The sequence below is a fragment of the Achromobacter sp. DH1f genome, from assembly GCF_000633435.1.
In the GTDB taxonomy this organism is placed as follows: domain Bacteria; phylum Pseudomonadota; class Gammaproteobacteria; order Burkholderiales; family Burkholderiaceae_B; genus Achromobacter; species Achromobacter deleyi.
The window spans coordinates 1-12361 of sequence record NZ_AYMF01000001.1 but is presented as its reverse complement, the minus strand read 5'-3'; the positions used below and the strand labels follow the sequence as shown (position 1 = coordinate 12361).

General features: G+C 66.2%; 11 protein-coding genes. 9 read left to right on the top strand and 2 right to left on the bottom strand.

Annotated elements, in window-relative coordinates:
• Positions 1–83 precede the first annotated feature (83 nt).
• Positions 84–1613 carry a helicase HerA-like C-terminal domain-containing protein gene (locus U858_RS0100055; RefSeq protein ID WP_025135158.1) on the bottom strand — a complete coding sequence of 510 codons (1530 nt, stop codon included), beginning with the start codon at positions 1611–1613 and terminating at the stop codon, positions 84–86.
• A 156-nt stretch (positions 1614–1769) separates the two neighbouring features.
• Here U858_RS0100055 and U858_RS0100050 point away from each other — a divergent pair, with 156 nt between their 5' ends.
• From U858_RS0100050 to U858_RS0100020, 7 genes are all read left to right on the top strand, one after another.
• A complete protein-coding gene (locus U858_RS0100050; RefSeq protein ID WP_025135157.1) occupies positions 1770–2501 on the top strand; it encodes a YebC/PmpR family DNA-binding transcriptional regulator in 732 nt (243 codons plus the stop codon).
• Positions 2502–2641: 140 nt separating this feature from the next.
• The gene (gene purD, locus U858_RS0100045; RefSeq protein WP_025135156.1) at positions 2642–3949 is read left to right on the top strand and encodes a phosphoribosylamine--glycine ligase; all 1308 of its coding nucleotides are present in this window, start codon (positions 2642–2644) and stop codon (positions 3947–3949) included.
• A gap of 13 nt (positions 3950–3962) precedes the next feature.
• The gene (gene hemF, locus U858_RS0100040) at positions 3963–4874 is read left to right on the top strand and encodes an oxygen-dependent coproporphyrinogen oxidase (protein WP_025135155.1); all 912 of its coding nucleotides are present in this window, start codon (positions 3963–3965) and stop codon (positions 4872–4874) included.
• Positions 4871–5458 (top strand): nicotinate (nicotinamide) nucleotide adenylyltransferase, encoded by a 588-nt coding sequence (gene nadD / locus U858_RS0100035; RefSeq protein WP_025135154.1) that lies wholly within the window; start codon positions 4871–4873, stop codon positions 5456–5458. Before hemF ends, nadD begins: the two co-directional genes overlap by 4 nt.
• Before the next feature lie 73 nt (positions 5459–5531).
• Positions 5532–5936 (top strand): ribosome silencing factor, encoded by a 405-nt coding sequence (rsfS, locus tag U858_RS0100030; RefSeq protein WP_029953358.1) that lies wholly within the window; start codon positions 5532–5534, stop codon positions 5934–5936.
• Positions 5937–5944: 8 nt separating this feature from the next.
• Positions 5945–6415, top strand: coding sequence for a 23S rRNA (pseudouridine(1915)-N(3))-methyltransferase RlmH (gene rlmH / locus U858_RS0100025; RefSeq protein ID WP_025135153.1), 471 nt, complete (start codon positions 5945–5947; stop codon positions 6413–6415).
• 53 nt (positions 6416–6468) lie between these two features.
• Positions 6469–7089: a nucleoside triphosphate pyrophosphatase gene (locus U858_RS0100020; RefSeq protein ID WP_025135152.1), complete on the top strand. Its 621-nt coding sequence runs from the start codon at positions 6469–6471 to the stop codon at positions 7087–7089.
• Positions 7090–7190: 101 nt separating this feature from the next.
• On the opposite strand, the gene U858_RS0100015 is transcribed toward U858_RS0100020, so the two are convergent.
• Complete coding sequence (locus U858_RS0100015) at positions 7191–8528, bottom strand: dicarboxylate/amino acid:cation symporter (protein WP_025135151.1); 1338 nt, start codon at positions 8526–8528, stop codon at positions 7191–7193.
• A gap of 295 nt (positions 8529–8823) precedes the next feature.
• Here U858_RS0100015 and U858_RS0100010 point away from each other — a divergent pair, with 295 nt between their 5' ends.
• Together U858_RS0100010 and U858_RS0100005 are read left to right on the top strand one after the other, a co-directional pair.
• A complete protein-coding gene (locus tag U858_RS0100010) occupies positions 8824–10794 on the top strand; it encodes an ATP-binding protein (RefSeq protein ID WP_232786457.1) in 1971 nt (656 codons plus the stop codon).
• A gap of 76 nt (positions 10795–10870) precedes the next feature.
• Positions 10871–12280 carry a sigma-54 dependent transcriptional regulator gene (locus U858_RS0100005; protein WP_042884022.1) on the top strand — a complete coding sequence of 470 codons (1410 nt, stop codon included), beginning with the start codon at positions 10871–10873 and terminating at the stop codon, positions 12278–12280.
• The last annotated feature ends 81 nt before the right edge of the window (positions 12281–12361 follow it).

Genomic DNA, 12361 nt, shown 5'->3' with positions numbered 1-12361 from the left:
CATAGGCATAAATGGCGGCAACGCAATACCCCCAGTTACAAAACTTGGGGGTAAGCGGGTGTTCCAGAGATGGAATACAGAATTCAGCGGCGGGTTTTGGATCCCAGCAACGAACCGAGTATGCCGCGGGCGAGTTCGCGGGCAATGGAACGCGCCGTGCTTTTGGCCACCGACTGCACCACACCGTCGCGCTTGCCGCCACGCGGCCCCGTCGAGCCGAACAGGACATCGTTCAGGCCATCCATGAAGCCGCCGCCCTTGTCTTCCGGGGCTGGAGCGGGCGACGGCGCCCCCGCCGTCGGCACGGGGGCTGCCGGGTCCTGCCTGGCGGGCGCCGACGCGCGCCCGGCCAGCACCTCGTAGGCGGATTCGCGGTCGATGGCCTGGCCGTACTTCGTCGTCATCGGGCTGGCCTGGCGCAAGGCCTGGCGTTCCGCGTCGGTCGCGGGGCCAATGCGACTGGCGGGCGGCACGATCCAGGCGCGTTCGGTCGGCATCGGCCGGCCCTTGGCGTCCAGCAGCGACACCAGGGCCTCGCCCACGCCCAACTCGGTAATGGCCGCTTCGATATCCAGGCCGGGATTGGGCCGCATCGTCTGGGCGGCGGTCTTGACGGCCTTCTGGTCGCGCGGGGTGAACGCGCGCAGCGCATGCTGCACCCGGTTGCCCAATTGGCCCAGCACGGTATCGGGAATGTCCAACGGGTTCTGCGTCACGAAATAGACGCCCACCCCCTTGGACCGCACCAGCCGCACCACCTGTTCGATCTTGTTCAGCAGCGCGGGCGGCGCGTCATTGAACAGCAGGTGCGCCTCGTCGAAGAAGAACACCAGCTTGGGCTGTTCCATGTCGCCGACTTCGGGCAGCTTTTCATACAGGTCGGCCAGCAGCCACAACAGGAAAATCGCGTACAGCCGCGGCGCCTGCATGAGTTTGTCGGCGGCCAGCACGTTGACGATGCCGCGGCCCTGGGCGTCGGTGCGCATCAGGTCGGCCACGTCCAGCATGGGTTCGCCGAAGAATTTCTCGGCGCCCTGGGATTCCAGCGCCAGCAGGCCACGCTGGATCGCCCCCACGCTGGCCGAAGACACGTTGCCGTAGCGGGTCTTGAGTTCGGCGGCGCGGTCGGCCACGTTCTGCAGCATCGCCCGCAGGTCTTTCAGGTCCAGCAGCAACTGGCCTTCGTCGTCGGCCACCTTGAAAACCAGGGTCAGCACCCCTTCCTGGGTGTCGTTCAGTTCCAGGATGCGCGCCAGCAGCAGCGGGCCCATATCGGTGATGGTGGCCCGCACCGGCACGCCCTGCTCGCCGAACACGTCCCATAGCGAGACCGGGCTGGCGCCCCAGGCCGGCTCGGCCAGGCCCAGGCTTTTCAGGCGTTCCTGCAACTTGGGGCTGGCCGCCCCCGCTTGCGAAATGCCGGTCAGGTCACCCTTGACGTCGGCCATGAAGACCGGGGTGCCCAGGCGGGAAAAGGATTCGGCCAGCACCTGCAGGGTGACCGTCTTGCCGGTGCCGGTGGCCCCGGTGATGCAGCCGTGCCGGTTGGCCAGGGCGGGCAGCAACGCCAACTCGGTCTGCGCGTTCTTGGCGATGACGATGGGGTCGGGCATGAGCAACTCTCCGGGCCGGGGGGGTATCAGATGCCCAAGTGTAGAGCCTGCCGTGGCGCTTGTGCGTGGCAATATGGACACAGGCGACAGGGTCCCGGGCGCGCAGGCCGCTGGCACGGTAAAATGCCGTTTTGCAGACAATTTATCTGGGAAGCCATGGCCGGACACAGCAAATGGGCCAATATTCAGCACCGCAAAGGCCGCCAAGACGCCAAACGCGGAAAGCTCTGGACCAAGATCATTCGTGAAATCACCGTGGCGGCGCGCGCCGGCGGCCCCGACCCGGACAGCAATCCGCGCTTGCGCATGGCCTGGGACAAGGCCACCGACGCCAACATGCCCAAGGACAACATCCAGCGCGCCATCCAGCGCGGAGCGGGCGGCGCCGACGGCGACGCCTACGAAGAAGTGCGCTACGAAGGCTACGGCATCGGCGGCGCGGCCGTCATTGTCGACTGCATGACCGACAACCGCACCCGTACCGTCGCCGAAGTGCGACACGCCTTCGCCAAGAACGGCGGCAACCTGGGCCAGGAAGGCTCGGTGGCCTTCATGTTCAAGCACTGCGGCCAATTCGTGTTCGCGCCCGGCACGCCGGAAGACAAGGTCATGGAAGCCGCCCTCGAAGCCGGCGCCGAAGACGTCACGACCGACGAAGAAGGCGTGATCGAAGTCGTCTGCGCACCGCCCGACTACGCCGCCGTGCGCAGCGCCTTCGACGCCGCCGGCCTGAAAGCCGAAGTCGATGGCATCGTCATGAAGGCCCTGAACGAAACCGAGCTGGCCGGCGAAGACGCCATCAAGATGCAGAAACTGCTCGACGCCCTGGAAGGCCTGGACGACGTGCAGGAAGTCTATACCACCGTCATTTTCGACGAAGCGCAGTAATTCCATGGCCCTGGCGCGCTGAAGGCCCCCGCCTTCCAGGCGCCACGCTGTCACCGGATCCGGGCCCGCCCGGGTCCGTGGCCTATTTCTCGGGCAGGTGTCTCGCGACACTCGACTGGCAACCTTAAGACTCACGCAACATGAAACTCCTGGTAATTGGCTCTGGCGGCCGCGAACATGCCCTGGCCTGGCGACTGGCCCGCTCCCCGCGCGTACACAAGGTGTACGTCGCTCCGGGCAACGGCGGCACGCAACGGGCCGAGCAAATGGAGAACATCCCGTTCACCAATGCCGACGAACTGGCCGATTTCGTCCAGCGCGAAGGCATCGCCCTGACCGTCGTCGGCCCGGAAGCCCCGCTGGCTGCTGGCGTGGTGGACGTCTTCCGCGCCCGTGGCCTGAAGATCTTCGGCCCGACCAAGGCTGCCGCGCAGCTGGAAAGCTCCAAGGATTACGCCAAGGCCTTCATGGTCCGGCACAACATCCCCACCGCGCGCTACGAGACCTTCACCGACCCGGCCCTGGCCCACGCCTATATTGACCAGGAAGGCGCCCCCATCGTCATCAAGGCCGACGGCCTGGCCGCCGGCAAGGGCGTGGTGGTCGCCGCCACCCTCGAAGAAGCGCATGCCGCCGTCGACGCCATGCTGGGCGATGGCTCCATGGGCGCTGCCGGCGCGCGCGTCGTCATCGAAGAATGCCTGGTAGGCGAAGAAGCCAGCTTCATCGTCATGTGCGACGGCCGCAATGTGCTGGCGCTGGCCACCAGCCAGGACCACAAGCGCCTGCAGGATGGCGACCAGGGTCCGAACACCGGCGGCATGGGCGCCTATTCGCCCGCCCCCATCGTCACCCCCGAACTGCACCATCGCATCATGCGTGAAATCATCCTGCCGACCGTGCAGGGCATGACGCGCGACGGCATTCCCTACACGGGCTTCCTGTACGCCGGCCTGATGATCGCCCCGGGCGATGATCCCGACCGCGACATCAAGACGCTGGAATTCAACTGCCGCATGGGCGACCCGGAAACCCAGCCCATCATGATGCGCGTCAAGAGCGACCTGCTCGACGTGCTCGAGCACGCCGTGGACGGCACGCTGGACCGCGCCGACATCACCTGGGACCGCCGCACGGCCCTGGGCGTGGTGCTGGCCTCGCACAACTACCCGAACACCCCGCGCACGGGCGACGTCATCCGCGGCCTGCCGGCCGACGCCGATGACTGCATGGTGTTCCATGCCGCCACCGAACTGGACGGCGAAGACACCAAGACCACCGGTGGCCGCGTGCTGTGCGTCACCGCGCTGGGCGACTCGGTCAAGATGGCGCGCGACCGCGTGTACGAAGCCATCGACGGCATCCACTTCGACGGCCGCCAGTACCGCAGCGACATCGGCTGGCGCGCACTGAAGCCGTCCCAGCAAAAGCCCAAGTCCAACGCGTAACCGGAAAGCGCCGATGAACGCATTGCCCGTCGCCACGGTCCGCGACTACCTAACCGGCCTGCAGTCCCGCATCGTCGCCGCCCTCGAGGCCGCGGAAGGCAGCGCCTTCCGCGCCGACGAATGGACTCGGGCCGAAGGCGGTGGCGGCCTGTCGCGGCTGCTCGAAGGCGGCGCGCTGTTCGAACGCGCGGGCGTGCTGTTCAGCCACGTCAAGGGCACGAAGCTGCCGCCGTCGGCCAGCGCCCATCGCCCCGAGCTGGCCGGACGCGGCTGGGAAGCCATGGGCGTGTCCATGGTGCTGCATCCGCGCAATCCGTACGTGCCCACCACGCACATGAACGTGCGCATGTTCGTGGCCGCGGCTCGCCCCGGCCACGACGAAGCCGACGTGTTCTGGTTTGGCGGCGGCATCGACCTCACGCCCTACTACCCGTTCGCAGAAGACGCGCGCCACTTTCATACGGTCTGCCACGACGCCCTGGCCGGCCACGGTGCCGACTACTACCCGCGCTACAAGCGCTGGTGCGATGAATACTTCTTCCTGAAGCACCGCAACGAAACCCGCGGCATCGGCGGCATCTTCTTCGACGATCTGAACGCCCCGGGCTTCGACGCGTCCTTCGCCTTGACCCGCTCGGTGGGCGACGCCTTCCTGGCCAGTTACCTGCCCATCGTCGAACGTCGCCGCGACACGCCCTACGGCGAACGCGAACGCGATTTCCAGGCCTACCGGCGCGGCCGCTATGTCGAATTCAATCTGGTCTTCGACCGCGGCACCCTGTTCGGGTTGCAATCGGGCGGCCGTACCGAATCGATCCTGCTGTCCATGCCGCCCCTGGCGCAATGGCGCTACGACTGGCACCCGGAACCCGGCACCCCGGAATACGAACTGGCCGCCTACCTGACCCCGCGGGACTGGGTGTGAAGCGCATCGGACTGCTGGGCGGCAGCTTCGACCCCGTCCACGTTGCACACATCGCATTGGCCGAAAACGCCCTGCGCGCACTGGGCCTGGCCCAGGTACAGCTCATCCCCGCGGCCAATCCGTGGCAACGGGCTGCCCTGCACGCCACCGAATCGCAACGCCGCGATATGCTCGAACTGGCCATCGCCGGACACGACGGGCTGGTGGTCAACCCCATCGAACTCGAACGCGGCGGCGCCACCTACACCATCGACACCCTGCGGGCGCTGCCGGACGACGCCCGCTATGTCTGGCTGCTGGGCGCCGACCAACTGGCCAACTTCTGCACCTGGCGCGACTGGCAGGAAATCTCCCGCCTGGTGGACCTGGCCGTGGCCACGCGCCCCGGCACGCCGCTGACGCCGCCCGCCGACCTGGCCGCCTGGCTCGACAGCCTGGGCCACTCGCTCGAAGAACTGCCATTTGCCCCGATGCCGGTGTCGGCCTCGCAGATCCGCCAGCGCCTGGCGCAGGGCGAATCCACCGATGGCCTCCTGGCCGGCCCCGTCGCCGCGTATATTGCGGCGCACCATCTTTACCGATAAACCCACACCCGCCTGGGCGCACAGCGCCACGGAACCGGCACCTGCTGTCCGTGCGCGGGTTATATTTGCAGCTATGGATATACAGAAACTCCAACGCGCCGTCATCGACGCCCTCGAAGACGTCAAGGCGCAAGACATCAAGGTCTTCAACACCACGCATCTGACCAGCCTGTTCGATCGCGTCGTGATTGCAAGCGCCACCTCCAATCGCCAGACCCGTGCGCTGGCCTCCAGCGTGGCGGATCGCGGCCGCGCACTCGACCTGTCGGGCATCACGATCGAAGGCGAGGATACCGGCGAATGGGTCGTCGTCGACCTGGGCGACCTCGTGGTCCACATCATGCAGCCCGTCATCCGCCAGTACTACAACCTGGAAGAAATCTGGGGCGGCAAGCCGGTGCGCGTCAAACTGCTGCCCGAATCCACCCGGGCGGCGCCGATCGTCAGCGACGGCGCCTACGACGACGCCGACCAGTAAGGCCCGGCGTGAAACTGATCGTCGCCGCCGTGGGCACGCGCATGCCGGACTGGGTGCAGACCGCCTGGGACGACTATGCCAAGCGCCTGCCGCCCGACTGCGCGCTGGAACTGCGCGAAATCAAGCCTGAACCGCGCACCACCGGCAAGACACCCGCCCAGATGATGGCCGCCGAAGCCAAGCGCATCGACGCCGCGCTGCCTGCCGGCGCCCTGCGCCTGGCACTGGACGAACGCGGGCGCGACCTGACCACCATGGCCCTGTCGCAAAAGCTCGAACAATGGCGGGCGGGCGGCCAGGACGTGGCCTTTCTGGTCGGTGGCCCCGATGGCCTGGATGCCGACCTCAAGGCCTCGTGCAGCGGCCAGTTGCGCCTGTCGTCCCTGACCCTGCCGCATCCCATGGTGCGCGTGGTGCTGGCCGAGCAGCTCTACCGCGCCTGGGCCATCATGACCAACCACCCTTATCACCGCGCCTGATCCGCGCCCGGCGCCCCAGCCAGGCGCGTGGCGGGCCTACCCAGCCGCCCCGTATGACTGAATCCGCTCCCGCCCTGCCCGCGCGCCTTTATCTGGCTTCCGCCAGTCCGCGGCGACGCGAACTGCTGACGCAGATCGGCCTGGCCCACGAGGTCTTGCGCGTGCCTGCGCCGCCCGGCGAAGACGAACCCCAGCATGACGGCGAAAGCGCCGCCGACTACGTCCAGCGCACGGCCCGCGACAAGGCCCTGCGCGGCCGCGACTGGCTGGGCGCCCAGGCGCTGCCCGTCCTGCCGCTGCTGGCCGCCGATACCACCGTGATCCTCGACGGCCAGGTGCTGGGCAAGCCGGCTGACCGGGACGATGCCGTCCGCATCCTCGGCGCGTTGTCCGGCAATGCACACGAGGTGCATACTGCCGTCGCGCTCTGGACGGGCGATCGCCTGCTGGAGGCCGTGTCCATTACCCACGTCTGGATGCGCGCGCTGACGCCGGACGAAATCGGCCGCTATTGCGACAGCGGCGAACCCTTCGGCAAGGCGGGCGCCTACGGCATCCAGGGCCTGGCCGGCACCTTCATCTCGCGTATCGACGGCAGCTACACGGGCGTCATGGGCCTGCCGCTGTTCGAAACCGCCAATCTGCTGCGCAGCGCCGGAATTCAGATTCCCTGACACGGATCGGCATGAAAAAGCCCCCGGCCAGTCGGCTCGGGGGCTTTTTCTTTGCTACCCCGCCGTTCTCATTGAACGCCAGGGGCAACTTGTCGCGGCGTTCAACCTTGCGAGGTCGACACGCGCGCAATCGCTTGGGGGTCTGTCGCGGCGGGGGCCTCGCCTTCCAGCGCGGCATGCAGCTTGTCCTTGTCCAGCTCGCCTTCCCAGCGCGCCACCACGACGGCGGCCGTGGCGTTGCCGACCAGGTTGGTCAGCGCGCGGCATTCGGACATGAAGCGGTCCACGCCCAGGATCAGGGCCATGCCGGCCACCGGCACCGTCGGCACCACCGACAGCGTCGCGGCCAGCGTGATGAAGCCCGCGCCGGTCACGCCTGCCGCACCCTTCGAGCTCAGCATCGCCACCAGCAGCAGCAGGATCTGGTCACCCAGCGACAGCGGAATATCGCAAGCCTGGGCAATGAACAGCGCTGCCATCGTCATGTAGATGTTGGTGCCGTCCAGGTTGAACGAGTAACCGGTGGGCACGACCAGGCCGACCACCGACTTCGAACACCCGGCGCGTTCCATCTTCTGCATCAGGGTCGGCAGAGCCGCTTCCGACGAGCTCGTACCCAGCACCAGCAGCAGTTCCTCACGGATGTAGCGCACCAGCTTCAGAATGGAAAAGCCGTTGTAGCGCGCCACCATGCCCAGCACAACCACCACGAACAGCACGGCCGTCGCGTAGAACGTGCCCACCAGCATCGCCAGGTTGATGATGGACTTGATGCCGTACTTGCCGATGGTGAACGCCATGGCGCCGAAAGCGCCGATGGGGGCCGCCTTCATCAGGATGGCCACCAGCTTGAAGATGGGCTGGGCCAGCGCCGTCAGGAAATCCAGCACGGGCTTGCCGCGTTCGCCCACCTGCGCCAGCGCGATGCCGAACAGCACGGCCACGAACAGCACCTGCAGGATGTCGCCGCCGACGAAGGGGCTGAAGATCGTGGTGGGAATCACGTTCAGCAGAAAGCCGGTGATCGTCGAATCATGCGCCTTGGCGACATAGCCCGACACCGCCTTCTGGTCCAGTGTCGCCGGATTGATGTGCATGCCGGCGCCCGGCTGCACGATGTGGCTCACCACCATGCCCACGATCAGGGCCAGGGTCGAGAACACCAGGAAGTACAGCATGGCCTTGCCCGCCACGCGGCCGACCTTCTTCAGGTCGCTCATCGCGGCGATGCCGGTGGCGACCGTCAGGAAGATCACCGGCGCGATGATCATCTTGACCAGCTTGATGAACCCGTCGCCCAGCGGCTGCATCGACTCGCCGAGTTCCGGCTTGAAGTAGCCCAGCAAGATGCCGATCGCGATCGCGAAGAGCACCTGCACGTACAGGATTTGATAGAACTTGAGCTTGCGCGCAGGCGCGACTTGATCTACTTCGATCATTGGGATTTGTCCCCACCAGGGGCCCCAAGCGCCTTGCGATGCGATGCAATGGCTGCCGGGGCGTTATCTCTTTTAAAGCCTTGCGTATCTCCGCAGGCCATTTCACCCGGGTGCGCAATGCCGCCAGGCTTACCGAGGTATATGCAAATGCCGTGCCAGGTGGCGCCAATCCTGAATCTGCCCTCAAGTTATTGATTTTGCTTGTTTTCTTTTCCATCCTGGCATCTGTGCACGTTATAGTTGGCGAAATTCCACACAAAAACCAGATAAAATGTGCGGAAAACCACACACACCCATGCCCTCCGATCCCTCACCGTCCAAGGCGTCCACTCGCCCGTCATCGAGTGGCCCGTCGCAGGCCAGCGCGCTTGCCGCCGCCAGGCCGCGCGGCATTACCTGGCCATGGGCGCTGCTGATCCTGCTTGCGGTCGGCATCGTCTTCGGCACCCTGCACGCCGCCAGTGAATGGGCGCGTGACGGCGCCCTGAAGGAAGCCGCGCTGCAAGCCCGCGGCGCAGGCCAGATCAACGCCGCCCTCTTGCGCAACAACCTGGACAAATTCCGCGCCCTGCCCTTCGTGCTGACCCGCGATGTCGACCTGCGTGCCACGCTGCAGAACCCCACGCCCGCCCAGATCGAATCGCTGGACGAAAAGCTCGACACGCTGAGCCGCGGCGTGGGCGCATCCGCCATCTACGTCCTGGATCAAAGTGGCTACGCCCTCGCCGCCAGCAACTGGCGCGAGCCCGCCACCTTCGTCGGGGTCGATTACCAATTCCGCCCCTATTTCAAGGGCGCCGTGGCGCATGGCTCCGCGGAGCATTTCGCGCTGGGCACCATCAGCCACGAAGCCGGCCTGTACTTGTCGCGGCGCGTTGACGACACCAACGGTGCCATGCTGGGCGTGGTGGTGCTGAAGGTCGATTTCCGCGATCTCGAAGCCGACTGGCGGCAATCGAACGCCCCGATCTTCGTCACCGACGAACATGGCGTGGTGTTGCTGGGCAGCCTGTCCGACTGGCGCTTCCGGGTGCTGTCGCCCTTGGCGCCCGAGATGGCGCAGACATTGCGTACCAGCCTGCAATTCGGCGATGCAATGTTCCAGCCGCTGCCGCTGCGTCCGCCCCTGAAAACCGTCAATGGCGGCCAATTGGTGCGCACCGACGAGGCCCTGCCCCAGATTGCCGCAGGCGCGCCCTTGCTGCACACCACGCTGCCCATTGTCGAATCGCCGGGTTGGACCCTGCATCTGCTGTCGCCCGTGCAATCCGCCTTGAACCGCGCCACGGCCAACGCCCAGCTCGGCGCCCTGCTCGCCCAGGCCGTGCTGTCGGCCGTGATCGGCATCTTTCTGTACCGTCGCCACCGCAACCGCGAACGTACCGCGCAGCAGGCGGCGGTGCGAGAGCAACTGGCCGCCCAGGTCGAAGAACGCACCGCCCAACTGCGCGAAGTGAATCAACAACTGCTGACGCAGATGGACGAACGCCAACGCACCGAAGCGCGGCTGCACACCATGCAGGACGAACTCGTGCAGGCCAGCAAGCTGGCCCTGCTGGGCCAGGTCGCTGCCGGCGTCGCGCACGAGGTCAACCAACCCGTCGCCGCCATTCGCGCCTACGCAGACAACGCCGCCGAATTCCTGCGGCGCCAGGACACCGCCTCGGTGCAAGAGAACCTGGGCACCATCGCCTCGCTTACCGAGCGCATTGGCCACATCACTGGCGAGCTGCGCGCGTTTTCACGCAAGGCAGGGGCCTCGGTCGGCCCCACCAGCCTCAAAGAAGCGCTGGACGGCGCGCTGCTTCTGGTCGGCCCCCGAGCCCGGCGCCAGGGCGTCGTACTGCAACGCCCGCCCACCGAACCCGATTACCGGGTACAGGCCAACCGTATCCGTCTCGAACAAGTGCTGGTGAACCTGCTGCAGAACGGCATGGACGCGCTGGAAGGCCAGGCCGACGGCCGCATCATCATCGCCATGCAAGACATGGGCGCCTCGGTGCAGTTGTTCGTCAATGACAACGGCCCAGGCCTGTCATCCGAAGCCAGTGCGCGCCTGTTCACCCCTTTTCATACGACCAAGGCCGAAGGGCTGGGACTGGGCCTGGTCATTTCCCGAGACATCATCACCGAATTCGGCGGTGACCTGCGGGCCGCCCATCCCACAGACGCCATTTTCCCCGCGCCCCACGGCCCCGGCCGCGGCGCGATGTTCACGCTGACGCTGCGCAAGTCGCCGCCCACGATCCATGACCCGCGATCCTGATTCTTCTTCCTTGCCGACCCCCGCCAGTGGCGCGGCGCCCACGGGCACTCCCGCTGCGGTCACGTCCGCGCCAGGCATGCCGCCCGACGGACCCTCCTTCTCGCCAGCATCCGCTGGCAACCTGGACAAACTGCTGACGCCGCGTGTGGCATTCATCGACGACGACGAAGACCTGCGTCGCGCCAATGTCCAGACGCTGAAGCTGCACGGCATTGCGGTAGAGCCCTACGCCAGCGCACGCAGTGCCTTGCCTGCCCTGAACCGCGACTTCGACGGCGTGGTCGTCACGGACATCCGCATGCCCGACATCGATGGCCTGCAGCTGTTCCAACGCCTGCGCGCCATCGACCCGGAAATTCCCGTCATCCTCATCACCGGCCACGGCGACATCGCCACCGCCGTGCAATGCATGCGCGACGGCGCCTACGATTTCCTGGCCAAGCCTTACCCGCCCGATCGTCTGGTCACGGCCATCACGCATGCCGCCGAAAAGCGCCACCTGGTGCTGGAAAACCGGCGGCTGCGCGAGGCCGCCTTTGCCGTGGAAGCCGACGAAGTGCCCTTCATCGGCACCACCCCCGCCATGCAACGCATCAAACAGACGCTGCGCCACATCGCCGATGCCGACGTGGACGTGCTGGTAGAAGGCGAAACGGGCACCGGCAAGGAAGTCGTGGCCACCGCACTGCACCGTTTGAGCCGCCGGCGCCATCATGCGCTGGTGGCCATCAATTGCGGCGCCCTGCCCGAAAGCGTGATCGAAAGCGAATTGTTCGGCCACGAGGCCGGCGCGTTCACCGGCGCCCAAAAACGACGAATCGGCCGCATCGAGCATGCCAGCGGCGGCACGTTGTTCCTGGACGAAATCGAAAGCATGCCGCTAGCCGTGCAGGTCAAGCTGCTGCGCGTGCTGGAATCTCGCCAGATCACGCCGCTAGGCAGCAACGATGTCCGCAATCTGGATCTGCGCGTCGTTGCCGCCACCAAGGAAGATCTCGGCAGCCCCGCCATCCGCGCCAAATTCCGCGAAGACTTGTTCTACCGCTTGAACGTCGTCACGATCCGTATTCCGCCGCTGCGCGAACGTCGCGAAGACATTCCGCTTTTGTTCGCCCACTATCTGGGTCACGCGTCGCGCCGCTTCCAGCGCGACATCCCGGACATGCCTGCCGACATCAAGCATCATCTTTTGACGCATGACTGGCCAGGCAATGTCCGTGAACTGGCCCATTTCGCCGAACGCTTCGTGTTGGGTGTGCTCAATGCCCCCACTCCGGCGGCACCTATACCGGATACGGCTCCAGGCACCTTGCCCGAAAAGATGGAACGCTTCGAAGCCCAGCTCATCCGCGAAGCGCTCACGGCCCACCAGGGCGACGTACGCGCCACACTGGAAACATTGGGCATTCCGCGCAAGACGTTCTACGACAAGCTCCAACGTCACGGCATCGACCGGCAAGACTACACCGGTACGCCGCTGGCCTGAGCGCATTCCATGCTCGATGCTCACGCAAAAGCCCCTGGGCGGCGCAGCCGCCCAGGGGCTTTTTTGTATTGTTGTGTTTGT